Origin of the sequence: Salinicola halophyticus (genome assembly GCF_003206695.1) — a bacterium.
Taxonomy (GTDB): domain Bacteria; phylum Pseudomonadota; class Gammaproteobacteria; order Pseudomonadales; family Halomonadaceae; genus Salinicola; species Salinicola halophyticus.
This window is the reverse complement of sequence record NZ_PZJN01000009.1, coordinates 348,557-374,389: the sequence shown is the minus strand read 5'-3', so window position 1 is coordinate 374,389 and position 25,833 is coordinate 348,557. Positions and strand designations below refer to the sequence as shown.

The 25,833-nt window shown below is 64.5% G+C and carries 22 protein-coding genes and 1 other RNA gene; 12 read left to right on the top strand and 11 right to left on the bottom strand.

Annotation, left to right across the window (positions count from 1 at the left end; genetic code table 11):
* Positions 1-221 precede the first annotated feature (221 nt).
* Positions 222-1,538 (top strand): S41 family peptidase, encoded by a 1,317-nt coding sequence (locus DOM58_RS15620; RefSeq protein ID WP_110693712.1) that lies wholly within the window; start codon positions 222-224, stop codon positions 1,536-1,538.
* 91 nt (positions 1,539-1,629) lie between these two features.
* On the opposite strand, the gene DOM58_RS15615 is transcribed toward DOM58_RS15620, so the two are convergent.
* The 4 genes from DOM58_RS15615 to DOM58_RS15600 form a co-directional block, all read right to left on the bottom strand.
* Positions 1,630-2,928: an FAD-dependent monooxygenase gene (locus tag DOM58_RS15615; RefSeq protein ID WP_110693614.1), complete on the bottom strand. Its 1,299-nt coding sequence runs from the start codon at positions 2,926-2,928 to the stop codon at positions 1,630-1,632.
* A 26-nt stretch (positions 2,929-2,954) separates the two neighbouring features.
* Positions 2,955-4,253: a 2-octaprenyl-6-methoxyphenyl hydroxylase gene (gene ubiH / locus DOM58_RS15610; protein WP_110693613.1), complete on the bottom strand. Its 1,299-nt coding sequence runs from the start codon at positions 4,251-4,253 to the stop codon at positions 2,955-2,957.
* A 117-nt stretch (positions 4,254-4,370) separates the two neighbouring features.
* On the bottom strand, positions 4,371-5,708 hold the full coding sequence (gene pepP / locus DOM58_RS15605; protein ID WP_110693612.1) for a Xaa-Pro aminopeptidase: 1,338 nt from the start codon (positions 5,706-5,708) through the stop codon (positions 4,371-4,373).
* Positions 5,709-5,876: 168 nt separating this feature from the next.
* The gene (locus DOM58_RS15600) at positions 5,877-6,494 is read right to left on the bottom strand and encodes a UPF0149 family protein (RefSeq protein WP_110693611.1); all 618 of its coding nucleotides are present in this window, start codon (positions 6,492-6,494) and stop codon (positions 5,877-5,879) included.
* Between the two features lie 157 nt (positions 6,495-6,651).
* Between DOM58_RS15600 and DOM58_RS15595 the strand changes: the two genes are divergently transcribed.
* The 3 genes from DOM58_RS15595 to DOM58_RS15585 all read left to right on the top strand — a co-directional run bounded on the left by DOM58_RS15595 (position 6,652) and on the right by DOM58_RS15585 (position 7,926).
* Positions 6,652-6,972: a cell division protein ZapA gene (locus tag DOM58_RS15595; RefSeq protein ID WP_110654243.1), complete on the top strand. Its 321-nt coding sequence runs from the start codon at positions 6,652-6,654 to the stop codon at positions 6,970-6,972.
* 63 nt (positions 6,973-7,035) lie between these two features.
* Positions 7,036-7,219, top strand: a non-coding RNA gene (ssrS, locus tag DOM58_RS15590) — 6S RNA.
* A gap of 2 nt (positions 7,220-7,221) precedes the next feature.
* Complete coding sequence (locus tag DOM58_RS15585; RefSeq protein ID WP_245392295.1) at positions 7,222-7,926, top strand: 5-formyltetrahydrofolate cyclo-ligase; 705 nt, start codon at positions 7,222-7,224, stop codon at positions 7,924-7,926.
* Between the two features lie 486 nt (positions 7,927-8,412).
* On the opposite strand, the gene ilvA is transcribed toward DOM58_RS15585, so the two are convergent.
* Positions 8,413-9,930 (bottom strand): threonine ammonia-lyase, biosynthetic, encoded by a 1,518-nt coding sequence (gene ilvA, locus DOM58_RS15580; RefSeq protein ID WP_110693609.1) that lies wholly within the window; start codon positions 9,928-9,930, stop codon positions 8,413-8,415.
* A 241-nt stretch (positions 9,931-10,171) separates the two neighbouring features.
* Between ilvA and rpiA the strand changes: the two genes are divergently transcribed.
* Positions 10,172-10,843, top strand: a complete 672-nt coding sequence (gene rpiA, locus DOM58_RS15575) for a ribose-5-phosphate isomerase RpiA (protein WP_110693608.1) — start codon at positions 10,172-10,174, stop codon at positions 10,841-10,843.
* 31 nt (positions 10,844-10,874) lie between these two features.
* Entirely contained in the window at positions 10,875-11,834 is a 960-nt protein-coding gene (locus DOM58_RS15570; RefSeq protein ID WP_110693607.1) for a histone deacetylase family protein, read from the top strand.
* Here DOM58_RS15570 and DOM58_RS15565 read toward each other — a convergent pair.
* Both DOM58_RS15565 and DOM58_RS15560 read right to left on the bottom strand, forming a co-directional pair.
* Positions 11,768-12,826: a glycosyl transferase family 90 gene (locus DOM58_RS15565; protein ID WP_110693606.1), complete on the bottom strand. Its 1,059-nt coding sequence runs from the start codon at positions 12,824-12,826 to the stop codon at positions 11,768-11,770. The genes DOM58_RS15570 and DOM58_RS15565 overlap by 67 nt on opposite strands.
* 190 nt (positions 12,827-13,016) lie before the next feature.
* Complete coding sequence (locus tag DOM58_RS15560) at positions 13,017-13,412, bottom strand: winged helix-turn-helix transcriptional regulator (protein WP_110693605.1); 396 nt, start codon at positions 13,410-13,412, stop codon at positions 13,017-13,019.
* Between the two features lie 112 nt (positions 13,413-13,524).
* Here DOM58_RS15560 and DOM58_RS15555 point away from each other — a divergent pair, with 112 nt between their 5' ends.
* Complete coding sequence (locus DOM58_RS15555) at positions 13,525-14,538, top strand: zinc-binding alcohol dehydrogenase family protein (protein WP_110693604.1); 1,014 nt, start codon at positions 13,525-13,527, stop codon at positions 14,536-14,538.
* 4 nt (positions 14,539-14,542) lie between these two features.
* Here the strand turns inward: DOM58_RS15555 and waaA are convergent, their stop codons facing one another.
* Genes waaA through DOM58_RS15540 form a run of 3 tightly spaced genes read right to left on the bottom strand, consistent with a single transcriptional unit; the run spans position 14,543 to position 18,372 of the window.
* Complete coding sequence (waaA, locus tag DOM58_RS15550) at positions 14,543-15,838, bottom strand: lipid IV(A) 3-deoxy-D-manno-octulosonic acid transferase (protein WP_110693603.1); 1,296 nt, start codon at positions 15,836-15,838, stop codon at positions 14,543-14,545.
* Positions 15,839-15,844: 6 nt separating this feature from the next.
* Complete coding sequence (gene hldE / locus DOM58_RS15545; RefSeq protein ID WP_110693602.1) at positions 15,845-17,275, bottom strand: bifunctional D-glycero-beta-D-manno-heptose-7-phosphate kinase/D-glycero-beta-D-manno-heptose 1-phosphate adenylyltransferase HldE; 1,431 nt, start codon at positions 17,273-17,275, stop codon at positions 15,845-15,847.
* Positions 17,272-18,372: a glycosyltransferase family 9 protein gene (locus DOM58_RS15540; protein WP_110693601.1), complete on the bottom strand. Its 1,101-nt coding sequence runs from the start codon at positions 18,370-18,372 to the stop codon at positions 17,272-17,274. Before DOM58_RS15540 ends, hldE begins: the two co-directional genes overlap by 4 nt.
* Positions 18,373-18,429: 57 nt before the next feature.
* Here DOM58_RS15540 and DOM58_RS15535 point away from each other — a divergent pair, with 57 nt between their 5' ends.
* Complete coding sequence (locus tag DOM58_RS15535) at positions 18,430-19,752, top strand: glycosyltransferase family 4 protein (protein ID WP_110693600.1); 1,323 nt, start codon at positions 18,430-18,432, stop codon at positions 19,750-19,752.
* A 6-nt stretch (positions 19,753-19,758) separates the two neighbouring features.
* Here the strand turns inward: DOM58_RS15535 and DOM58_RS15530 are convergent, their stop codons facing one another.
* The gene (locus tag DOM58_RS15530; protein WP_110693599.1) at positions 19,759-20,898 is read right to left on the bottom strand and encodes a glycosyltransferase family 4 protein; all 1,140 of its coding nucleotides are present in this window, start codon (positions 20,896-20,898) and stop codon (positions 19,759-19,761) included.
* Between the two features lie 183 nt (positions 20,899-21,081).
* Here DOM58_RS15530 and DOM58_RS15525 point away from each other — a divergent pair, with 183 nt between their 5' ends.
* From DOM58_RS15525 to DOM58_RS15510, 4 genes are all read left to right on the top strand, one after another.
* A complete protein-coding gene (locus DOM58_RS15525; protein ID WP_110693598.1) occupies positions 21,082-21,816 on the top strand; it encodes a 3-deoxy-D-manno-octulosonic acid kinase in 735 nt (244 codons plus the stop codon).
* A gap of 14 nt (positions 21,817-21,830) precedes the next feature.
* Entirely contained in the window at positions 21,831-23,672 is a 1,842-nt protein-coding gene (locus DOM58_RS15520; protein ID WP_110693597.1) for a DUF3413 domain-containing protein, read from the top strand.
* A 153-nt stretch (positions 23,673-23,825) separates the two neighbouring features.
* Entirely contained in the window at positions 23,826-24,629 is an 804-nt protein-coding gene (locus DOM58_RS15515; RefSeq protein ID WP_110693596.1) for a glycosyltransferase family 2 protein, read from the top strand.
* A gap of 4 nt (positions 24,630-24,633) precedes the next feature.
* The gene (locus DOM58_RS15510; RefSeq protein ID WP_110693595.1) at positions 24,634-25,710 is read left to right on the top strand and encodes a glycosyltransferase; all 1,077 of its coding nucleotides are present in this window, start codon (positions 24,634-24,636) and stop codon (positions 25,708-25,710) included.
* Positions 25,711-25,833 lie beyond the last annotated feature (123 nt).

The window sequence follows — 25,833 nt, the reverse complement described above, 5'->3', positions numbered from 1 at the left end:
CCACCGGTTGCGCTGGATCATCGCCCCGCCGAAACGCTATGCTGGGTTATCAAACGCCGTTCCGTCATCGAAACGGCGAGGTGTCGGGATCAGTGGCGCCAACGAATCCTTTCTGCTCGAGTCGCGGAGACCGCATGAATTCAAGCCGCCTGAAGACAAGGCCTCTCGCCCGCCGGACGTTCATCGGCTCGCTGCTACTCGCCCTGCTGGCGAACGTCGGCATGGGGACCACCGCTCAGGCGCAGACCGACGGTTCCGGCGGTGCTCCCGCCCAGACTCAGGGTGAAGCGCCCAGCCAGGCCGAGCAGGACGCCGCCAACGGCCTGCCGGTGGAGGACGTCCAGACCTTCGCCGAGGTCTTCGAGCGCATCAAGCGCACCTACGTGGAAAAGGTCGACGACAAGACGCTGCTGCGCAACGCCATGCGCGGCATGCTCAGCCAGCTCGACCCGCACTCGGAATATCTCGACGCCGATGCGTTCCAGAATCTGCGCGAGACCACCGAGGGCGAGTTCAGCGGCGTCGGCATCGAAGTCGGCCTGCGTGACGATCAGCTCACCGTCATCGCACCGATCGACGACACCCCGGCCGCCCGCGCCGGCGTCCAGTCGGGGGATCGCATCGTCGCCATCGACGGCACCCCGACCAACGACTTGAGCCTGCAGGAAGCCGTGGATCTGATGCGTGGCGATGCCGGCACCGATATCGAGTTGACGCTGTTGCGAGACGGCGAACAGACGCCCCGCGATCTGACACTGACGCGCGAGTCGATCCAGTCGGAGAGCGTCTCCAGCCGTCTGGTCGAGCCCGGTTACGGCTATCTGCGGATCAGCCAGTTCCAGAGCCGCACCGGCGAGCAGACCCGCGACGCGCTCGACTCGTTGACGGAGTCGGGCCCGCTGCAAGGGCTGGTGCTCGATCTGCGCAACAATCCCGGCGGCGTGCTTTCCAGCGCCGTCGACGTGGCCGATCAGTTCCTCTCCAGCGGGCTGGTGGTCTACACCAAGGGCCGCCTCCCGGACGATGACATGCGCTTTACCGCTCACGCCAAAACGACCGCTCCGGACGTGCCACTGGTCGTGCTGATCAACGGCGGCAGCGCTTCCGCCGCCGAGATCGTCGCCGGCGCGCTGCAGGACCAGGGCCGCGGGGTACTGATGGGCACGCGCAGCTTCGGCAAGGGCTCGGTTCAGCAGGTGATGCCGCTCGGCAACGGTGATGGGCTCAAGCTCACCACAGCGCGCTACTACACGCCCAGCGGGCGCTCGATCCAGGCCGAAGGCATTGCCCCGGACGTTCGCGTGGTCAGGGGGCGGCTGGAAGTGGAAGAGAACAGCGGCCTGCAGCTGCGTGAATCCAGCCTGCGCGGTCATCTACTGAATGGCGACCCCGCTGCCACCGGCGACAACCCGGATACGCCGGTCGCCGCCGACGATTATCAGCTGAGCGAAGCGCTGAATCTGCTCAAGGCGCTCAATGTGGTGCAGCGGAACCGTTCGGGTGCGGCCGCCACCACCGACAAGGCGCCATCCCCCTGAGTGACTCCCTGAACGGGGAAACGAACGCCAAACCAAAACGGCTGCCTTTCAGGCAGCCGTTTTTGATAGGTCTGTCATCATGAAGCGTCAGCTACCGACACCGCTCGGGCAGATCACCATATTCGCCCAGCGCCTGACGGATCAGCAGCCGCTTGACCGGCATCAACCGATCGACACCGGAGAGCCCCCAGTTGCGAATCAGTCGCAGCGCGGGCTGATCACTACCGAATAACCGTTGGAAGCCCTGCATGGCGGCGAGCATGGCAGCGTTCTCGTTGCGTCGACGACGTTCGTAACGCGCCAGAATGCGCGAATCACCAGGCTCGGCGCCGCGACGGCGGGCGCGAATCCACTCCTCGGCGAGTACGGCCGCATCCATCAGCCCCAGGTTGACGCCCTGGCCGGCCAGCGGGTGCAGACTGTGCGCGGCATCACCGACCAGCGCCAACCCTTCGTCGACGTAGCGCTGAGCATGGCGCTGGGTGATCGGGAAGTGCGGCGCGGCATCGATAACCTCGACGTTGCCCAGCCGGCCACCCAGCCCCTGCGCCAGCTCGATACCCAGCTGCGCCCGGCCCTCGTCGGTCTCGCCCAGTGCTGTCAGGCGCCGAGCCTCGCCGGGCGTGGTCGACCATACGATCGAGCAGTGATCGTCGCGACCCTCGATGGTCAGCGGCAAAAACGCCAGCGGCCCGGTGGCCAGGAAGGCCTGCCGCGCAATGCCGCCATGGCCGACGGCGGTACGCACGCTGGTCACCATGGCGGCCTGACCGGTGTCGCGCTCGTGAACCGGAATCCCGGCCATCCCGCGCAGCGGAGAGTTCGCCCCATCGGCCCCGACGATCAGCGGCGCCCGGCGCTGTTCGCCGTTATCCAGCGCGACCACCGCGCGGCCGGCATCGCGAACGTCTTCGCGGTCAACGTCTTCGCGGTCAACGTCGTTCCCGCGCGCCGTTTTCTCACGCACGTAGCTTGTCAGGCGCACCTCATGCAGCCATTCCACGTTGGGTAGCGCCTGCAACCGCTGAGCCAGTGCCGCCAGCAGCAGGTCGTTCTCGACGATGTGGCCCAGCGAATCGACGCCCACGTCTTCGGCATCGAACCGGATTTCGCCGCTGCCTTCGGCGTCCCAGACCTGCATGCCGCGATAGGCCGCGACGCGACGCGAGGCAAGCCAGGGCCAGACATCGAGTGCCGTCAGCAGCCTGCGGGACGCAGCCGTCAAGGCGCTGACGCGCAGCGCCGGCTTCCCGTGACCCAAGGTGTCAATCTCCTCGGGTGCCGGCGCCGCATCGACGATCGTCACTCGCCAGTTGGCTTCGCCCAGCAGCAGGGCCAAGGTCGAGCCGACCACCCCGCCGCCGACGATCACTACCTCGCTGTCATCCATTACGCGTCTTCCCTCCTGGGATTTGCCTAGCGTTCGATTCCCATGGCGCGGCGTGCCAACGTCCGACGCAACGGTCCGAGCGCATTGAGCCCGACCAGCCCGGCGGCGCGGGTGTGGCCGAGCATCGCATGATCGATACCGAACAACCGAATCAGACCGTCGCTGAAACGTACGATCTGGTGCGTGTCGGCCGTGCGGCTGGCTTCGAATGCCGCCAGCGTACGGGCATCGCCGGCGGTGCGACCGTTCGCTCGCGCCGTCTCGATGGCGGCCGCGAGATCCATGACGCCACGCAGCGCCAGATTGAAGCCCTGCCCCGCGACGGGATGCAGCGAATGGGCGGCGTTGCCCAGAATGGCCAGATGCGGGCGGATCGTCTCTCGCGCCGTGATCAACGACAGCGGATAGGCGTGCCGCTGGCCCACCCGACGAAAACGCCCGGCACGGTCGCCGAACGCTCGCTGCAGGCGGTCGAGAAACAGACTATCGGGGAGCGCCAGGGCTTCCTCGATGTCGCCCTGCTCATGGGTCCAGACCAGCTCCATCCGGCGCCCGGTTAGCGGCAGCAGCGCCATGGGGCCCTCCTGGGTGAATCGCTCGAATGCCCAGCCGTCGTGCGCGCGACTCATTTCGACGTTGGCGATCAGCGCGGTCTGCTGATAGGGATGATGGTCGCTCTCGATACCCAGACGCTCCTTGAAACCGGAGCGTCCTCCGTCGGCCAGCACCGTCAGGCCCGCCTGGATGATTTCGCCGGTATCGAGCGTGAGGCGATAGCCACCGTGCGCGGGCTCGAGCGTCTCGACCCGCGCCGGGCAGTGCCAGTCGATCGGCAGCCGATCGAGCCGCGCGTGCAGCGCTCGCCCCATCCAGGCGTTGGGAATGACGTAGCCCAGCGCCTCGACGCCGAGTTCATCGGCGTGCAGCCGGGTCGCCCCCAGGTGGCCGCGCTCGCTGACATGGATATGCCGGATCGGTGATGCCTGCTCCCGCATCGTCGGCCACACTTTCAACTGCTCAAAATGCCGGCGCGACCCATGGGCGATGGCACTGGCTCGGGCATCGAAGCTGGGCTGATAGGCGCCGACCTCGTCGACGCTGGGCAGCGGCTGCGGCTCGATGATCGCGACACGCAACGGCGCTCGCGGCTCACCGCCAGATTCTCGCTCATCCGCCCGCGCTCGCTCATCCGCCCGTGCTTGCTCATTCGCCCGTGCTTGCTCGGCTTCTATGAGGTCGCCCAGCGCACAGGCGAGGCTGGCGCCCACCAGGCCGCCGCCGATAATTGCCACGTCGACCGTGGTTGGTTGTCGAGTCTGAGCCATCCGTGCCCGCCGCTCCGTTACGATTGGAAATTCAAAAACCCGCCCTTGCGCGGCCTACACCGCCTTTACATCATTTACGTAATCTTCGCGCCGTCAGTGGCGTCGATCAAAAAACGATCAATTCTGGGCTTTCATCAGTGCTTCGATCGCATCCGCTGCCTTGGGTACCCCTGAGGTCAGTACTTCACCGCCGGATTCCGTCACCACCACGTCGTCCTCGATGCGAATCCCGATGCCGCGATATTGTGGCGGAATATCCTCGGCGTCGGGGATATACAGGCCGGGCTCGACCGTCAGTACCATGCCGGGCTCCAGCGGCCGTGGCTCGCCGTCGACCCGATAGCTGCCGACGTCGTGAACGTCCAGACCGAGCCAGTGCGAGGTCGAGTGCAGATAGAATCGTCGGAAACTCTGGGATTCGATGCACGCTTCCAACTCACCTTCCAGCAAGCCGAGTTCGATCAGCCCGGCGGTAAGATCTCGTACCACGCCTTGGTGAATGGCTTCCAGTGTGGCGCCGGGTTTGACCGCCGCCACGCCCCGCTCTTCTGCCGCCAGCACGATGTCGTAGAGCGCGCGCTGGGCGTCACTGAAACGGCCATTGACCGGAAACGTGCGGGTGATATCCCCGGCGTAGAGATCGAACTCGCCGCCGGCGTCGATCAGGACTAGATCGCCGTCTGCCAGTGGCGCGGCATTTTCGATGTAATGCAGCACGCAGGCGTTGGCACCGCCGCCGACGATGGTGCCGTAGGCCGGCGCCCGCGCCCCGTGCCAGACGAATTCGTGCTCGATCTCCGCCTGCAGCTGATATTCGAAGCGGCCGGGACGGCTGGCGTGCATGGCCCGGCAGTGCGCCAGCGCGCTGATCTGCGCGGCGTGACGCATCAGCGCCAGTTCGGCCTCGCTCTTGGTCAGGCGGAGTTCGTGAACCAGGGCGCTGACATCGGCAAACCGGGTAGGCGCGACCGCGCCCCGCCGCGCGCGGGCACTCAACTGGGCGCGCACGCCCTCGGCAATGCCCATGGCACCGGCATCGGCCAGCGGCAGATAGAGGCTTGAGCGACCATCCAGCAGTTCAGTCAGGCTGGATCGCTGGGTATTGTCGAAAGCCTCATCCATGCCGTAGTCGCTCACGGCCACTTCGGGGCCGATGCGAATCCCGGTCCAGGCCTCTTTCTCGGGATCCTTCTCCTGGCAATAGAGAATCGCCTCGCCCGCTTCACGGCCGGGCAACAACAGCAACAGCGCATCGGGTTCGGGGAATCCGCACAGATAATGGAAGTCGCTGTTCTGACGGAACGTGTATTCGCTGTCGTGATTGCGCGTCTTGAGCGCAGCGCCCGGCAGCAGTACGGCGCTGCCTTCCGGCAATTCGGCCATCAGGCGCTCGCGGCGGGCGGCGAACTCTTCCATCGAGATGGCCGCGGGACGCGGTAACGGCTCGGGTAACATGCCTCTCTCCTTGCGCAGTGCGTCTCGAGACTCGAACGGACGCCTGAAAGTTTGACGATCGTGTCTCTGGTTTTTCCGAGGCCCTGGTTTTCCGGGGCCCGGTTTTCAGGCCCTAGTTTTTCCGAGGTCCTGGTTCTCCGAGACCCTGGCCTCGAAGCACGAGCGGATTCAGTGCAGCGACGGCGGCGTTTCGCCGTCATTGGCGGCCAGGTCGGCGTCCTCGGCCTCGACCTGTTCCACCTGAGGCTCGCCGGGGTGTTGCTCGGTGTAGAGCAGCATCGCCGCCATCCGGGCGTGCTCGGTCAGGGCGAACAAATCGTTCTCGTTTTCGGGGTCGTCGGCGATATCGACATCGATCGCCGATAGCGTACCGAGATCCTCCAGCGCCTCCTTCAGGGGCGAGGACCAGTTCTCGTAGGTTTCGCCATCCACCTCGTTGACGATTTCGAGAAACCCCTGGGTCCACTCCTTGAGCCCTTGGGCCCGTTCGGAGAGCGAGAACAGCTCATCCGGCAGCATCGGCTCGAAGTTCAGCTCGGCCGCGGCCAGCGCATCCAGGGTCTGGCGCCTCCAGCCCAGCAACACGTCGGCGTCTTCACGGCTTTCCGGCTGCTCGACGTTGAGCGCCAGGCAGACTTCCTCGAGCCAGCCCTCGGCGCTGATGTCCTTAAGGCCGAGTTCGGCGCACAGGCGGCCGTCGAGGAACGCCGGTGACTGCAGGCTGCCATGCACCAGAAAGACATTGGCGACGGTGGAAAAATCGAGCTGGTCGTTGATGATCGACATGTCGGCATCCAAGATTGGGAAATCACGAGCGTTGATGTACTTTCAGCGCGACAGGCGCCGCGTTGACCGCCCATAATCGGCTCTCTATAGTGACGGATCAATCGCGATACCCCCATCTTACCGCATCGATCTTCACCGCCCACCCCGGAGCGACACCATGAGCGACACGTCTCGCCCGACGACCGAAGTCACCTTGCTGGGCAAATCCTTCGTGATCGCCTGTCCGCCGGAAGAGCAGGAGCAGCTGAAGCGCTCCGCCCGCTATCTGGATCGCGCCATGCACGGCATCCATTCTCGCGGCAAGGTACTCGGCGCCGAGAAGATCGCGATCATGGCCGCCCTCAACATCACCCACGAACTGCTGACCGCGCTGGATTCACACCGCGCCGGCGAACAGAGCCTGAGTGATCTCAGCGAGAGGCTCGAGCGCGCGCTGGCCAAGGCTGGCGAACCCGGCCAGAAGACGCCGGCATCCTGAACCCTTTGCCGAGTATCTCAAATCCTTGATTGGGCAACGTGGGCCGCTCTGCTACGATAGTGGTGTTTCCTGGAGTGTGCGCCAGTCATAACAGTCCCTCGAGCCTATGCGCAGTACCCAGGGGGCCAAATGCTAGGCAGGCCCGTGTGCATGTCCGCGCGACGGAAAGCCTGAAGGCTTGCCTGCGGCCACCCACCTTGAACCAGTAGGTTCAGGGCCAGAATGACAGCGGCACTCTGGGGAACTCTCTTGTCTTTTAACAAGATGTCTTTCAACAAGACCACCGCAACGATCACCACCGAGTTTGCCCAGCCAGCCACGACCCCGCCGAACGGCGAGTCAGTCGCTGATGGCAGTCTCGATAGACGCGAACTGCGTCGCCAACTGCGCCGACGACGACGCGCCCTGACCCCGCACCAACGACGCAGCGCCTCCCGCGAACTCTGCCGTCGCCTCAAACGTCTACCCGAACTTCAGCGCGCTCGACGCGTGGCGCTTTATCTGCCCAATGATGGCGAGATCGATCCGCAGCCGCTGATCGACTGGCTGGCCGCGCGCCATGCCCATGTCTATCTGCCGGTGCTACGGCCGCTGTCGGATAATCGATTGTGGTTCGTTCGTTATCACGCCGGCACCCGGATGACCCGCAATCGTTTCGGCATTGCCGAGCCGGATACGCGTTTCGGCGCCCATCGCGCCAATCGTCTGCCCGCATGGGCGCTGGACACCGTGCTGCTGCCGCTGGTGGGATTCGACGATGAAGGGCAACGGATCGGCATGGGCGGCGGCTTCTACGATCGCACTTTTGCCTTTGCCCGCCGTCAGCGCCCGCGGCCACGTCTGATCGGGCTCGCTCACGACTGCCAGAGAGTAGACGCCTTGCCGGTGGCCGACTGGGATGTGCCGCTGGATGCGATCGTCAGCGATCGACGGATCATCCAGCCGCGGCGTTGATCGCCGACTAGGCTCAAAGAGCCAGACCGAGAGCCCAAACGACGACGGCCGGCAGCGTTTCCGCTACCGGCCGTCTCGAGCCACACCCCACTGGCTTTATTCTCTACGTCGTCACTCCATGATACGCCGGCTGTCACCAGCCCGCTGATCCGGAATGCCGACGGGTCTCAAGCGCCTAGCAACGTCTGCGCATAGCCCGTTGCCACGACGCCGACGCCAAAGATCAGTACCAAAGCCATTACCAGGTCGGGCTTGCGTTTCATGTCGACTCCGATGGGTTGGATTCGCCGCTACCCCCCGCAGCGACGCGCACGACTATAGGGTCAGGCCAAAATCTTGACAAGAGTGTTTCCGGCCCGGATGACACCTTTTTCGTTACTCGACAGTATCGGCCTTTACACAAAAAGGTTTAAGTCGGATTCAGACCTTTTCGAGCCCCATTTCCCTCTTGTGCCATGTCACTCTTTTGCCATGGTTTCACACGGGCTAGGCCATGAATAGCCGATAAGCCGTGTTGTCGGTCTCTTTCCAGTAGCGGTAACCAATGCGATCGAAGTGCTCCTCGGCATGGGCGCGATCGCCATTGGGCATCTGCAGCCCCACCAGTACCCGGCCGTAAGCGGCGCCGTGGTTGCGATAGTGGAACAGCGAGATGTTCCAGTCCGCCGGCAGATGGGTGAGGAAGTTCATCAGCGCACCGGGGCGTTCGGGAAATTCGAAGCGGTAGACCTCTTCCTCGAAGCGCTCCCGGGGCCGCCCCCCGCCGAGATGGCGGATGTGCAGCTTGGCCAGTTCGTTGTCGGTGAGATCCTCGACCGGATAGTCGGCTTCGCGCAGCCGGCGGATGACCTCTTCACGATCTTCGCCGCCGGGTTTGACCTGCACCCCGACGAAGATGTGCGCACCGTCGGGATCGGCGTAGCGATAGTTGAACTCGGTCACCATGCGCCGCCCGATCACTCGGCAGAACTGCTTGAAGCTGCCCGGACGTTCGGGAATCTGCACCGCCAGGATCGCCTCGCGCTGCTCGCCCAGTTCGGTGCGCTCGGCAACGTGCTGCAGGCGGTCGAAATTGATGTTGGCACCGGAATTGATGCACATCAGGGTCTGATCTTGCGCCCCGGTCTGCTGGATATACTTTTTCAGCCCCGCCAGCGACAGCGCACCGGAGGTTTCCGCCACCGCCCGCGTGTCGTCGAAGGTATCCTTCACCGCGGCACACATCTCATCGGTGTTGACCGTGATCACGCCGTCGACGTGATGGCGCAGGATCTCGAACGGCGCCTCGCCGATCTGCGCGACCGCGACCCCTTCGGCGAACACCCCGACCTGATCCAGCGTCACCCGTTCGCCCGCTTCCAGCGCCGCCTTGAGACAGGCGGAATCCTCGGCCTCGACGCCGAACAGCTTGATCTCCGGGCGCAGATACTTGATGTAGGCGGCGATGCCGGCCAGCAGACCGCCGCCGCCCACCGGCACGAAGATCGCATCGAGCGGGCCGGAGTGCTGGCGCAGAATTTCCATCGCCACGGTGCCCTGGCCGGCGATGACGTCGAAATCATCGTAGGGCGGGATGTAGGTATAGCCGTGTTCGGCGATCAACTCCCGAGCGTGGCTCAGCGCTTCACCGAAGGCATCGCCCCGGAGCACCACCTTGGCTCCCCAGCCGCGTACCGCGGATACCTTGATATCTGGCGTGACGCGAGGCATCACGATCACCGCCTTGACCCCCATCTGCTTCGCCGCCATCGCCAGGCCCTGGGCGTGGTTACCGGCGGAGGCCGCGATCACGCCCTTGGCCTTCTGCTCCTCGCTCAACTGGGCCATCTTGTTGTAGGCGCCGCGAATCTTGAACGAGAACACCGGCTGCAGATCTTCGCGCTTGATCAGAATCCGGTTGGAGAAGCGCCGGGAAAGTGCCGGCAGCGGAGAGATCGGCGTCTCCCGAGCCGCCTCGTAGACACGGGCCTGGAGGATCTTCTTGACGATATCTTCGAGTTGCATTCGGGTATGTCCTGGCGAACAGCTGGGGCAAAGCGCTTCCGCCTCGAAACCGGCGGGTACGAGAACGGTGGGTCATGGTGGACCCGTATTGTTAGCAGACCGCGGCACCGAGCGTCCAGCGCCATCGGCACCGCGCGTCGCTTGCTCTATACTGGCCACCCGCGGTTTCTGTCCGATCACGCGCCCATGCCCGGCTTTCCGACAGAACCCCGACCTTCTCTCTCAGCCTGCCGGAACCGACATGACTCAGGACGATCTCAAGCGCGCCGTCGCCGCTGCAGCCCTCGACGACATCGACAATCTTCTGACGCCGGACGCGGTGATCGGCGTGGGCACGGGGTCCACGGCCAATCATTTCATCGACCTGCTGGCGAAACGCAAACACGATTTTCGCGGTGCGGTGGCAAGCTCGGAAGCGACTGCCGAACGGCTGAAATCCCACGGCATCGACGTGCTCGAGCTCAACTACGTCGGCACGGTGCCGGTCTACATCGACGGCGCCGACGAGATCGATTCGAAACTGCGCATGATCAAGGGCGGCGGCGCGGCACTAACCCGCGAGAAGATCGTGGCGGCCTGCGCCGAGCGATTCATCTGTATCGCCGATGCCAGCAAGCGGGTCGAGGTGCTAGGCGGGTTCCCGCTGCCGATTGAGGTCATCCCGATGGCGCGCTCGTATGTCGCCCGCGAAATGGTCAAGCTGGGCATTACGCCGGTCTATCGGGATGGCGTGCTCACCGACAATGGCAACCGCATCCTCGACGGCTACGACAAGCTGTTCGACGAGCCGGAAGCGATGGAAGCGGCGCTGGATGCCATCGTCGGCGTAGTCACCAACGGCCTGTTCGCGCGGCGGCCGGCCGACGTGCTGCTGCTCGGCGGCGACAATGGCGTCGAGCGCTTCACGCGTTGAGCGACGATTTCCGGTAGTCGAGGAAGATGCCGTGACGTTGCCGATCGTCCACCACCCCGGCTACAGCTGCGAGTGGCCCCAACGCCACCCGTTCCCGATGGCGAAATTTCGGATTCTGCGAGAACGACTGTCGGCGCTGGGCTTCGATGGGCGTGACGATGCCCATGACGACAGCTGCGAAAAGGTTCGCTGGATAACCCCGAGCCCGGCAACCAGCGAAGCGCTGCTGCGCACCCACACCGCAGACTACCTGCAGCGTTTCTATCTGGGCGAAGTCTCGACCACGCGGCGCACGCCGAGCGGCTTCCTCTGGTCACCCGCGCTGGTCGAACGCACACTGCTGGAGGTCGGCGGTACGCTGGCCACCGTGGAAGCGGCACTGGAGAACGGCCTGGCACTCAATAGCGCCGGGGGTACTCACCATGCCTACGCCGATCGTGCCAGCGGCTACTGTCTGCTCAACGATCTGGCGGTCGCGGCACATTGTCTGCTGGCCGAACACCGTCTCGAGCGGATTCTGATCGTCGACTGCGACGTCCATCAGGGCGACGGCACCGCCTGGATCTTTCGTGACGAGCCGAGAGTCTTCACCCTGTCGCTCCACGGCGAGGCCAATTTCCCCTTCGAGAAGCGCCGCAGCGACCGTGACGTCGCGCTCCCGCGCGGTACGGATGACAGCGCCTATATGGCGTGTCTCGAACGCGAGCTCGACGAGGTTCTGAACGCGTTTCGCCCCCAGTTCGTGCTATTCGACGCCGGCGCCGACGTGCATGAAGGAGATCGACTGGGACATTTCTCGCTGACCACGGATGGACTCTACCGCCGGGACGCTTTCGTGCTGACGCGCTGCCGGCGGTTGGGCATTCCCGTCGCCGGCGTCATCGGCGGCGGCTACGACCGCGATCTCGAGGCGTTGGCGGACCGTCACGCCCAGCTGTTTCTCGCCGCGCTGGCGTTGAATTCCGAGCTCAGAAACGAGGGGCCCGGCTGAGCGGAGAGCTGGCCGGAAAGCTGGAAGTACTTGTGCATGACCAGCAACGAGATCAGTCGTTCACGACGCCCGTCACGAAACTGCGCCACATGCGCGTTGGCACGCCGCACGATGGCTTCGGCCTCCTCCGGGCGCGCAGTGTAGTAGTCCATCTTCGCTTCCAGATCGCTGCAGTCTTCGGCCAATGGCACATAGTGGACGTAGGGCTCGAGCGCGCCCTCCATGAACCAGGTCTCATAGCGCGGCGGTGGCATCAGGCAGAGCGAGTTCGACGACAGGATCCACTTCAAATTGGTGGCCACGTCCTTGCCCTCGAGACTCAACACGAACTGGTACTGAAGCTGTTCCCCGATCGACAGATACGGCCGGTAATCGGGCTGGTGGCGACGCTTGGCGTGACTCTGGCCGATGTCCATGCGCGGGTGATGACGGAACTGACGCAGCACCGCCGCCCGATGCTCGTGAAAACACTTGCCGCGCCAGACGACACCCGGCTTCTTGTCGGCAAACGGGAGACGATCATTGGCGAAATGGAAGTGGCGCACGCTGTTGAGTTTCAACAGCAGGTTGTTGGCATTGCCGGAGGGCGCCGACTGACCGGAGGGAATCGCGTTCCCCGGCTGCGCTTCGCGACAGATGGGACGACTCTTGACGATCGTCGGCGTCTCGGCCACGCGAGTGACGTCGCCGAACTGGTAGGCAAAGCGTAGATCGGGATCGAAGTGACGCATCACCTGCTTGGCATCGAGAAAGTAAGCGCCGCGTTTCTCGTAGCGGAAATCGCCGATGCGCACGGCTGCCTCGCCGGGGTCGAAAGGACTCGCCAGACGGTTGTAATAGTCGACCCGCGCCAGCAGCGCGGCCATCTCTCCCGCGGGTAGTGACGCCATCAATCGATTCAGACGCTGCCGATAGAAACCGTCGGGTACGAGCAGGCTGACGATACCGCCTGCGTAAAATCGCAACTTGCGGCTCTTGTAACGAAGGTCCATGGCACGATTCCGAGCGATTGGTGGATGTCGCTGGACGATTGTCAGGGCTATCCATGACAGGCGTCTGACACCTTCGTCCGTCATTCGCGACGAACGTTCCCTCGATACCGGTCATCGACCGCCATTGATCGACTGACATTTCACCGACTGACATTACATCGACTGCCGTTTCATCAACCGTCTCGCGGCTTCACACCTCGGCTGAGGAAGCGGCCGTGAAGGGCTTTCCCGCGGTGCCGTTGTTGCCGAACAGATCGATGTGCGCGTCGCCCCACGCCTTCAGCGCCATCAGGATCGGCGTCAGTTCCCGTCCCCGCGCCGTGAGGCTGTATTCCACCTTGGGCGGAACCTGGGCGTAGACTTCGCGATGGATCAATCCGTCGGTCTCCAGTTCTCGTAGCTGATTGGTCAACATCCGCTGGGTGATCGTGGCGATGCGCCGACGGAGCTCGTTGAAGCGCAGCGTTTCCTCCTCGAGCAGATACCACAGCACCACGCATTTCCACTTGCCGCTGATGAGACTGACCGCGGCTTCCACCGAACAGCCCGGCTGGCAGTCGAAACGCGAATAGTGAGTCTTGGCCATCATGGTATCCTTTTTGATACTACCGGCGGTTTTTGTGCGTATCACACATCGAAGCCCTTACTCTATGATCGAGGCACGAGAGGCACAATCGTCAATCAGAGGAAGAACCGAAATGAAAGCTGTCGCTTACGAGACCCCGGGCGAGATCAACCGCGCCGATTCACTGGTCGATATCGAACGCGAGATGCCCACGCCTGAAGGCCGCGACCTGCTGGTCGAAATCAAGGCGATATCGGTCAATCCGATCGATACCAAGATCCGCGCGAGCGCATCGCCGGAGCCGGGCGAGTGGAAAGTGCTGGGTTGGGACGCGGCGGGCATCGTCAAGGCGGTTGGCGATGACGTCGACGGCTTCGAACCTGGCGACGAAGTTTGGTATGCCGGCGAACTTACCCGCCCCGGCACCAATAGCGAATTCCATCTGGTGGACGAGCGCCTGGTCGGCCACAAGCCGAAGACGCTGGGGTTCGCCGAAGCCGCCGCCCTGCCGCTGACCACGATAACCGCCTGGGAGATGCTGTTCGATCGGCTGGAGATCGAGCGTCCGGTCGTCGGCGCCGCCAACGCCATTCTCATCATCGGTGGCGCCGGTGGCGTCGGGTCGATCGCCATTCAACTGCTGCGTGCCCTCACCGACATGACCGTCATCGCCACCGCGTCACGCCCGGAGACCCGTGACTGGGTCGAGAGCCTCGGCGCGCACGCGGTCATCGATCATGGCCAACCGCTCGCCGCTCAGGTCGAACAGCTGGGCCTGGGCGCGCCGGGGTTCGTGTTCTCCACCACCCAGAGCCAGCTCCATCAGGATGAAGTCGTCGAGTTGATGGCGCCGCAGGGCCGATACGGCCTGATCGATGATCCCGAAAACTTCGTCATCAACGATTTCAAGCGCAAGGCCATTTCGGTTCACTGGGAGCTGATGTACACCCGCTCGCTGTTCCAGACCCCGGACATGGGGGAACAGGGTGAGTTGCTGAATCGCGTCGCCGGACTGATCGACGACGGCCGCATCCGGACCACCCTGACCGAGACGATGGGTCCGATCAACGCGGCCAATCTCAAGAAGGCGCACATCCTGATCGAAAGTGGCCGCGCCAGAGGCAAGATCGTGCTGGAAGGATTCTAGAATTCTAATGCTCGGTTGATGCCGCCAGTTGTGCGGTGATCGCTCGGCGAGTCCGGGCGAGCGCCCCGCGATTGGCGGCGACCACCGCCCGCCCCGCTTCACCCAACCGATGACGGCGCTCGTCGTCGCTCAGCAACGCCACGAGCGCCTCGCCCAGCGCCTGGCCGTCTTCGACCTCGACCCGCGCGTCGCTCTGCGCCAGGGTGTCGGCAATCTCGCGCAGGTTGTCCAGATACGGACCGCTGACCACCGCGACACCCAGCGCCGCCGGCTCGAGCAGGTTATGCCCCCCGATCGGCGTGAGCGACCCGCCGACGAAAGCAATATCGGCACAGCCGTAGAGCTTCATCAGATCGCCCATGGTGTCGCCCAGCAGCAGTGTCGTTGCATCGGTCAGCGTTGGCCGGGCGCTCAACCGCAGCACCGCCTCGCCAGCGTCGAGACAGCGAGCGTAGACCTCCTCGAAGCGTTGCGGATGGCGCGGTACCAGAACCAGCAGCGCGGCGGGAAGGTGACGCCTGAGCACCGCGTGCGCCTCGAGTATCTGTTCGTCTTCTCCCGGATGAATGGAGCCCGCGACCCACACCGGCCGCGCGCCCCAGCTCGCCCGTAGCCCCCGGCTGGCCTCACGGGTGGCATCGTCCACATCGAGATCGAACTTCAACGCCCCGGTCACCGCCACCCGCGACGGCAAAGCCCCGAGCGTCTGGAAGCGCTCACTATCGACAGCGGATTTGGCGCCGATCCAGGCGATCGTCTCGAGCATGCCGCGGCTCAACGCGCCGAAACGCCGATAGAGGCGGAACGCGCCGGCACTCAGGCGCCCGTTGGCGACCACCACCGGTACGTTACGGCGCTGACAGGTGGCCAGCAGATTGGGCCAGAGTTCGGTCTCGGCGACGATCGCCAGACGTGGCTTCAAGCGGGTGATGAATCGCCGCGCGCTACCGGGAAAATCCAGTGGCAGGAAATGGTGGGAGACGCGGTCGCCGAAGGTCTGGCGCACGCGTTCGGCGCCGGTGGCGGTCATGGTGGTGACGACCAGGTCGTGATCGGGATGATCATCGAGCAGCGCCCGGATCAACGGCGTGGCCGTGACGACTTCGCCCACCGAGGCCGCGTGCAGCCAGAGACGGGGGCGATCGCCGCTAACCCCAATGAGTCCGAGTCGCTCACGCCGCGGGTGAGTGGGTGCCCACTCACGCCACACTCGCCACCATATCAGGGGCGACAGCAGATAGATCGTCAACGTATAGAGCCAGCGGGCGAGCCGCGGCGTCACTCCAAGCCGAGAGCGCATCGACGATCAGCGCTCGCGGTCGAGAATGGTGTCGATCATGGTGGTGGTCGACACCCCATCCTCGAAGCCGAGGACCAGAACCTCGCCACCGTTGGCGATCACCGCCTCGCCGCCGGCGATAGCCTCGGGCCGATAGTCGCCGCCCTTGACCAGCCGATCCGGCAGAATCGCCTCGATCAGCCGCGCCGGCGTGTCTTCGCCGAACGGGACGACCCAGTCGACGGCCGCCAATCCGGCCAGCACCTGCGAGCGCCGCGCCAAGGTATTGATCGGCCGCTTGGGGCCCTTGAGCCGAGCCACCGAGGCATCATCGTTGACCGCGACGATCAGCCGATCGCCGAGGCGCTTGGCCTGTTCGAGATAGGCGACGTGACCGGCGTGCAGAATGTCGAAGCAGCCGTTGGTCATCACCACGCGTTCGCCGCGCGCCTGGGCCGCCCGCACGGCCGCGACGAGCGCGGCTTCCTCGATGACGCCGTACTCGGCGAGGCTGTCGCCGTGCAGCGCGGTGTAGAGTTCCGCCACCGACAGCACCGCGGTGCCGGGCTTGGCCACCACCAGGCCGGCGGCCAGGTTGGCCAGCATCACCGCCTCGCCAAAGCCGTGGCCTGCCGCCAGCGCCAGACCCAGCACGCCGATCACGGTGTCGCCGGCGCCGGTCACGTCGAAGACTTCGCGCGCATGCGTCGGCAGATGCAGCGGCGGGTGGCCCTCACGAATCAGCGTCATGCCGCGTTCGCTGCGGGTCACCAGCAGCGCTTCGAGTTCCAGATCGGCACGCAGCTGCTCGCCCTTCGCGGCCAGCTGCGCATCATCGTGGCAGGGCCCGACGATCGCCTCGAACTCTGTCAGGTTGGGAGTGATCACGCTGGCGCCGCGATAGCGACTGAAATCGCCGCCCTTGGGATCGACCAGCACTCGCTTGCCGGCGGCGCGGGCGGCGGCGATCAGCGTCTCGACCCGATTGAGACTGCCCTTGCCGTAGTCGGACAGGATCACCACGTCCGCGTCGCCCAGCGCTGCCTGGACCTTCTCGATCAACGGCGCGGTATCGACGTTCCACAGCGGCGACTCGAAGTCGAGACGGATGAGCTGCTGGTTGCGACTCATGACTCGCAGCTTGGTGATCGTCGGCACATCGCCACTGCGCTGGAAGTAAGCACTCACATTGGCCGCTTCCAGCGCGCGCTCCAGATGACCGGCGTTGTCGTCGTCGCCGACAACGCCGGCGAGGCTCGCCCGCCCGCCCAGCGAAGCGATGTTGAGCGCCACGTTGGCCGCCCCGCCCGGACGATCATCGGCATCTTCCACCTTGACCACCGGCACCGGGGCCTCCGGGGAAATGCGCGACGTGCCGCCGTGCCAGTAGCGATCCAGCATCACGTCGCCAACCACCAGCAGGCGGGCGTGCTCCAGTTGCGAAAGGTCGACTTTCATCCTCGTGACTCCAGCGCGTCGTCCTCGCCAGGCGCAGCGGTATCGGCCAGCAGTCGATCCAGGTGCTCGACCACGTCTTCCAGCGTGATCAGCGCCATGGCATCGGCGTGGCGCACCCGCGTGCCCCAGGTGACGGTCTCGACGGATTTGTTCAGGTAGCGGCGTACGGCGTCAGGGTAGCGATTGACGACATGGTCTCGCCAGCAATAGGGCGCCGCGCGGTCCGGATTGGTGGTGGCGTAGAGCCCGAGCGTCGGCGTTTTCAGCGCGTTGGCCATGTGGACCGGGCCGGAGTCCGGCGCGATCACGACGCGGGCGCGATCGAGCAGCGCCAGCAAGCCCTTGAGCGAAGTCCGGCCGATGGCATCGATGATTTCGACGTTCGGACACAGGCGTCGAATCTGCTCGCCCATGTCACGCTCCAGGGGGCTACCGCCGCCACTCATGACGGTCTTCAAGCCGTGGCGTTGCCAGGCATGTTCGATGACCGCCGCATAACCTTCCGCCGACCAGTTGCGAAAATTGCGCAGACGCGGATTGGCACACGGGCTGATGACCAGATAGGCCTGATCGCCGGTCAACTGACGCGCTTCTTCATAGGCAGCGTCGGGTACCGGCAACGACCAGTCGAGGCGCGTGTCCTCGACACCCAGCAGCCGGGCGAAATCCATGAACGATTCGAGCACATGCGCCCGCGGATGCACCGCCAGCTGGCGATGCGTGAACCAGTGCTGCCAATCCTTGGCTCGCGCCTTGTCGTAACCCACGCGCACGTCGCACTTGAGACCCAGCGACAGCACGCTTGCGCGCAGCGCCTGCTGCATGTGCAGCAGCACGTCGAAGCGAGTGTCCCTAAACTGACGCCATATCTCGCGCATGCCGGCCAGACCGGTGGCCTTGTCATAGATCACCAGATCGACACCATCGAGCCCGCTGAGCAGGCCGTATTCTGCCTTGCCGACGATCCAGGTAATACGGGCCTCGGGCCACTGGCGCTGCAGCGCGCGCACCGTGGGGACCAGATTGCAGACGTCGCCCAGCGCGGAAAGGCGCAGGATGCCGATGTGTCGCGGGCGCTCTGGCAGAGAATGCTTCATGGGCCTGACCGACTTCCCATTGAGTGAAACGCCCATTCTAACGGAAGTTGACCGACGATGACCCGCAGCGCCACGAACAGGCGGTATAGTGGCCCCGATCAGGAGGTTCGAAGATCAGAATTCGAAGATCCGAAGTCCACGAATGATGACGAGGAAAGTCATATTACCTCCGCCACCGCTTCCGACAGCGACCCCGACATCATCCCCTGTCGTATCGCCCATCTGGTCAGCCTCAAGAATCTGGGTGGGGTCGAGCGTTATTTTTCACGCTTTTTCGACTGTAGCGCTCGACGCGACGACAGCCACGTACTGCTGCAGACCAATGGCATCCATCCTTATCTCGATCACTATTTTCGGGGGCTCGAGAACCGGCTGCATGGCATCAAGGGGCCGAAAGGGCTCAAGTTGCCGACGCTGGGAAACCTTCGCAGTACCTATCAGCAGCGGTTACTGCGCGAACTGGCGCCCGAGGCCCTGCTGGTCTGGAACAAGATCTCGCGACACCCGCTGACGCTACCCCGGGATATCCCTATCTATCATTTCGAGCGCGGTAGCGCCTGGCTGGCGAAGGATGATCCCAGCTTGAGGCGTTACATCGAGAGGCTCTCCGGCGTGCTGGGGATCTCGCGGGCGGCCCACCGCATTCTGCAACTCAAGTGGGGCCTCGATCCCGAGCTACCCTCGAAGACGCTCAACAACGCTATCGATCTGCCGGCGCTGGCCTCGGAGCACCCCGAGGGCCGTTTTCGCCTCGGCTTCGCCGGGCGCCTACAGGGACTGAAAGCGCCGATGATCGCCCTCGAGACACTACGGGCGCTCAAGCCACGTTTCCCGGCCGCAGAGCTATGGATCGCCGGTCAGGGGCCGCTCGAACCCGTCCTGAGAGAATGGACACACCGCTGGCAGCTCGAGGAGAGCGTGACGTTCTGTGGCCCGGTGGCAGACATGTCGGGGTTCTACTCGCAGTTGGACGCCTTTGTCTGCCCCTCCTGGCGGGAGCCTTTCGGTAACGTCGTACAAGAGGCCGTGGCCCATGGACTCCCAACCGTGGTGGGCAACATCGATGGCCTGCCGGAATCCATTCTGGACCCACGCAACGGGGCGATTCTCGAGCCGACGCGCCCACGCGAAGTGCTGCGGAAGTACGGGGATGCCTGCCTCCTGGGCCCGAGGGAAGTCTACTCACCCGATCAGGATGATCTCGTGCAAGCCAAGGTGCTCGACCCGGAAGCCATTGCCGAGACACTACTGGCCTGGGCCGAGAATCCGCGACTGCGACGCCAGATCGCAACGAGAGCCCGGGAACAGGTGGCACGCGACTACACCCTGGAACGCTACGTCGAGTCGCTGGCCGAATTCTTCAATGCACAACTGCGTTGAGCGAGATCAGTCAGCGGCCGTCAACGTCAGGAAGGAATGCCTCAACTTCTCGTTCTGACAGCGGTAGGAGTAATCACCCACCAACCGCGAGAGCGTCAGCCCCAGGGCTTTGACATCGGACGCTTCCAGCATTCCTTCGAGACGCGCCACCCAGGCCTGGGTATCCCGACTCTCCAGAATCAGGTCGGCGTGGTCGGTTTCGAGCAGCTCGGCGGCGCCGGTGGTGGACGACAGCAACACCGGCGTGCCGCAGGCCATGGCCTCGAGCGAGACGCGGCCGAACTCCTCGATATGGGCCGGCAGCACGAACACATCCAACGCGCCGTAGAGTGTCTCGACGTCACTGACCGTGGTGCGCCAGATAAAGCGCTCGGCAACGCCCGCCTGCTCGGCCTGGCGCTGATAGGGCGAAAAATCGTCCTTGCCGACCACCAGAAATCGGCATTTTCCCGCCAGCCGCGGTTCCAGCTCGGCGGCCATCTCGACGAAGCCGGCCACGTTACGTTTGGTGAAGTTGCCGGAGGTGATCAACCCGATCAGCCAGGTCTCGTCATCGACGCCCAGTTCGCCTCGGCGCGACGCGCGGCCTGCCGAGGCGCGCTCGAGATTGAAGACGTCGGGGTCGTAGCCGGGGTAGCTGATCTCGATTCGCGAGTCGTCGATGCCGTAGCGTGTGCGAAGATCCTGCGCCATCATGCGCGAGTTGACCGCCACCCGGCGAAACTTACCGCCCTCGAGCACGTGGTCATGAATGGCCGCCACTTCATGGCCCGCGGGCAAGTCGCGGCCATGAATGCGCTGGCTGGCCAGGTGCACACAGTTGTGCATGTAGACGACGTCAGGCGTTTCGACATCACCATGGCTGACCAGCATCGCCGGCCGGTGCCGACGACACCAGGCCTGCACCCGGCGGTTGAACCAGAAGCGCCGAAAGGGCCCCTTGAACGGCCAGCGTTTCAGCCGGATCAACTCGGCACCGGCCGCCTCCGCCAGCTCGCGCCGACCGCGCTCGGCGAGAATCACCACCCGATAGCCCAGGGCTTTCAGTGCCGCGGCTTGCTCGAAGGCGTTGCGACTGGCGCCGGTGCTTTTTTCCACCTGACGAATGGCAATCACGGCCAGCGGCACTTGCGAATCTTCAGTCACGAAAGCTTCCTTGATGTTCGATGATGCCCGAATGGTCGACGAATGCGAGCAGCGTGAACCCCCGACATGCGGCGGCGGGTTTGCCCGGTTACAATGCGTCCGGCGGCCAGTCGTCGCCTATCCTGTCTCTCCGCCGGCCGGCGACGTATCAATCCCGCTGCGGCCCAACGTCAAGGACCGGTCATGACGCTCACGACCTACCACCATCGGGACTCGCACATCTTATACGATGATACGCGTCTCGCTCAGCCCGACCTGCCGATTCTGCCGGCGTTCGGTGAGGCCTGGCTGGATCCGGCCGCCTGGGCCGAACGGGGTCTGGTGGTCGGCTCGGCACCGGGCCGCGGGGCGAGCCAGTTTCTCGAGATCGACGAGCACCAATGGGTGCTGCGGCCCTATCGTCGCGGCGGCATGGTGGCCAAAGTCAGCCGGGCCGACTATCTGTGGACCGGGCTCGAGCGCACTCGCGGGTTTCGCGAGATGCGCCTGACGCGCGCCCTGTTCGAACAGGGCCTGCCGGTACCGGCACCGGTGGCGACCCTCGTGGTGCGTCACGGCCCGAGCTATCGCGCCGCGCTGATCACCGAGCGCCTGGCGAATAGCCAGGCGCTGGCTGAGCGTCTGGCCGAGGCTTCGCCCGCGCTGCTCGCCGATGTCGGCGCCACCATTCGGCGCTTTCATGATGCGGGCCTCGATCATGTCGATCTCAACGCGCGCAATCTGCTCGTTTCAGCCGACGATAAGATTTGGCTGATAGATTTCGATCGCTGCCGACTACGCCCGCAAGGTGCCTGGCGGCAGCGCAACCTGTCACGGCTCAAGCGCTCCCTGGAGCGTTTCTCGCCTACGGGTGCCCAAGCGTCCTACGATCTCGTCGTCGAGGGGTACCATGGCGCGCCCGGCACTCCTTCACGCTAAGGCTCTTCCCGTTCATGCATGACACGCTAAAGCGCCGTTGGCGCAGCACGTTACTCTTTGCCCTGTTTCAACTACCCCTGGTCTGGCTGATCGCGCTGCGCTATTCGCCCTACCTGGCCATGCCGCACGATGCCATGGGGATCGCCTATCTGATCCTGACCTGGATCGGCCACTTCGGCATGCTGATTCTGCTCGGCTGGCTGCCGCTCGCCGTGCTGGCGCTGGTGCTCAAGCCCCGCTGGCTATGGCTGCCGGCGATGCTCCTCGGGGCGCTGGGATTGAGTGCACTGCTGCTGGATACGGTCGTCTATGCTCAGTATCGCTTCCACGTGAATGCGTTCATGGTGTCGCTGTTCCTGAACGACAAGGACGGCGAGATCTTCAGCTTTGCCGCCTCCACCTGGGTGGCGATCGTAGGTTGCGTGGTCGCGGCACTGGCGCTCGAAGGCTGGATCGCCCGCCGCCTGATCGTGAGTCATCGCGGTCGCCGCCTGCCGGTGGGGCTCGCCTGCGGGATCATCCTGGTGACACTGATCGGCAGCCATGCGCTGCACATCGTGGCCGATGCCCGCTACCAGCGTAGCGTGACCCAGCAGGTGGGTATCTATCCACTGCTGTTCCCGGCCACCGCCAAGGGCTTCATGGAAGACCATGGCTGGCTCGACCCACGCGCTGCCCGTGCCGCGCGAGCCGATACCAACGCCAAGCAGGCGCAGAATCTCGACTGGCCCAAGAATCCGCTGAGCTGCCAGCCCAGCAGCAAGCCCAATGTCATGGTGGTGCTGATCGACTCCTGGCGCGCCGACGAATACGGCCCCAAGAACACGCCGAATCTCTACGCCGCGTTGAACGACAGCGGCCGACGCTATCTCGATCATTACAGTGGCGGTAACGCCACCCGCAACGGTGCCATGAGTCTGTTCTACGGTCTCACCGGCAACTACTACGCCTATCTGGACGATACTCAGACGCCGCCCCTGTTGATCACCCAGCTGCAGAAGCAGGACTACGCGATGGGCATCTTCTCCTCGGCCAGCCTCGATGGGGTCGGCTTCGATCGCACGATCTTCACCTCGGTCGACCCACTGCGACTGAGCACGCAGGGCGACTCCCCGGCAGGCCGCGACCGGCAGATGACCGAGGACTGGCTAAGCTGGGTCGATCAGCAAGAGCAGGAAGACGATTCGCCCTGGTTCGGCATGCTGTTCTACGACGCGCCCCACGGCTACGACGTGCCGGACGACGCCGAGCAACCGTATCAGCCTTCGGTGAAAGGGATGGATTATCTCGATCTGGGTCCGGATACCGACCCGACGCCCTACTTCAACCGCCATCGCAATGCGGTGCACTACGACGACGAACTGCTCGGCCGGGTAATCGACGACCTCAAGGCCAAGGGCGAGTGGGACAACACCATGCTGGTGGTCACCGCCGATCACGGCCAGTCCCTCAACGACTTCGGCAAGAACTACTGGGGTCACAACAGCAACTTCGCGTCGCCACAGACCCACGTGCCGCTGGTCGTCAACGGCCCCGGCGTCGAGCCCGGGCAGGTCGAGGGCATGACCAGTCACCTCGATGTCATGCCTATGCTGATGCGTCACGCGCTCGGCTGCCGCAATCCGCTCTCCGACTACGCCCAGGGCGAGGATCTGCTCGCGCCGGACATCGACCACCCGTGGGTCCAGTCCAGCAGCTACATCGATTACGGGATCATCGAGCCGGAGCGCATCACCGTGGTCGACGGCACCGGCCAATGGAATATCGTCGATCGGCAGCTAAATCCCATCGAGGACGCCGAGTTCTCCCCGGCGGTGTTCGACGCCATGCAGTGGTTCCGTCAGTTCTACCGATAGCGTTGCCGATGTCACAATGACTGGCGCTACAATGCGCCAGGCGCTGCCAACATTCTGGGCGGGGCGTCGCGATACTCCGCGACGCCCGCTATCGTTTGGCACCGGGTACGACCATTCATCCACGACCATTCATCGACGATCCAGGACTTGCCCATGGCCGCCATTACCGGCGTGGTGATCACGCTCGACGAAGCCGACAACATCGAAGCCTGCCTGGCGTCGCTCGCCCGGGTCTGCGACGAGCTGATCGTGGTCGATTCCGGCTCCCGGGACGACACCGTCGCCCGCGCCGAGGCGTCGGGCGCCCGCGTGATCCATCAGCCGTATCTGGGCGATGGCCCGCAGAAGCGTGTCGGGCCGCAGGCCGCCAGCCATCGCTGGGTGCTGTCGCTGGACGCCGATGAGCGCCTCACCGACGGCGCCGTGTCGGCGATTCAGGCGCTCGATCTGGACGCCGGTGAAAATGGAGAGGCCAGTCACGACGCCTATGCGCTGCGTCGGCGCAACTTCGTCGGCAGCCGCTGGATCCGCCATTGCGGCTGGTATCCGGACTACTGCCTCCGGCTGTTCGATCGCGAGCGCTGCGGGTTCTCCGACAGCCGCCAGCACGCCTCCGTTCAGGCGCAGAATGCCAAACGGCTCGACGCCGATCTGGAACATTACTCGTTCGCCAATCTCGCCGAGCTGTTCGGCAAGGCCAGCGGACGTTTTTCCAATCGCGCCGCCAAGATCATGTATCTCAAGGGCAAGCGTGCCAACGCCATGTCGCCGACGCTGCACGGCGCCAACGCCTTCGTGCGCAAATACGTGTTCCAGCGCGGCTTTCTCGGCGGGCTCGACGGCGTTTCCGTGGCGCTGTCGGCGGCGGTCAACGCCTACCTGAAATACGCCAAGCTGCTCGAACTGCAGCGCGATGCCCAGGTTCGCGAGGCCGAAGACTTCGACCGGATCTGGTGAATCCATGGAAAAACCGACCCTGCATATCCGCCACGTCAATCTGGCCCGCGGCTTTCGCGGCGGCGAGCGCCAGACGCTGCTGCTGATCGAGGCGCTGGCCCGAATCGACGATGACCAGATGACAATAGCGCAGAGCCTCGTCTGTCGGCGCGACTCGCCGATGCGCGAGGCATTGGCCGGTCTCGATATCGGCGTCACGCTGATCGATGCCGATCATGCCCTCGCCGGGCATTCTCATCATGATCGCCATCGGCCGAAGGCGACCCTGACCCATGCCCACGAAGCCAAGGCGGTGCACTGGGCCTGGGTCGAACGCCGCCTGCACGGCACGCCCTATCTTCTGACCCGCCGCGTTCCCCAGCCGGTCAAGAACAAGCGCTTCAATCGCTGGACCTATCGCGGCGCAGCGATGGCCGTGGCGATCTCGTCGGTGATCGAGAACCATCTTCGCGAGAGGAACTGGTGTCCCGTCACTCGCATCCCCAGCGTGCTGTCGGGTCAGCCTAGCGATGCGAGCCGGGTCGAGGCGTTGCGCGAGCGTTTTGCCGGACGTCGCGTGATCGGCCATATCGGCGCGCTGGTGGATCGCCATAAGGGGCAGCGGGTGCTGATAGAGGCAGCACGGCGGTTGCGCGAGACGCATCCGGATGTCTGCTTCCTGCTGCTCGGCGAAGGCGACGACGGTGAGGCGCTGAAGACCGAGAGTGCGGATCTCGACAACGTGATCTGGGAAGGTTTCCAGCCCAACGTCGGCGACTATCTCGAGATCATGACGCTGTTCGCGTTTCCTTCCCGCAACGAAGGCCTCGGATCGACGCTGCTCGATGCCATGGACCACGGTGTGCCGATCGTGGCCAGTGACGTCGACGGCATCCCCGATCTGATCGAGCAAGACGTCAGCGGGCTGCTGGTGCCGCCCGCTGACCCCGATGCGCTGACAGCCGCTCTCACCGCGCTGCTGGAAGATCCGGCGCGCCGGCAGCGATTGACCACCGCTGCCAGTCAGCGCCTGTCGGCGTTCACCGCGGACGCCATGGCCACGGCCTATATCTGCGTTTATCGGCGGCTCGCCGGCGGCTGATTCTGCGGGCAGGCTCACCCGGTGGCGCGATACTTGCGCGCCGGGAACGTGGCATCATGACGCCCGAGCGGCATAGAGAGTGATAGCGCCCCAGCGGCGTCGAGATCGTTAGCGAAGTGGAGC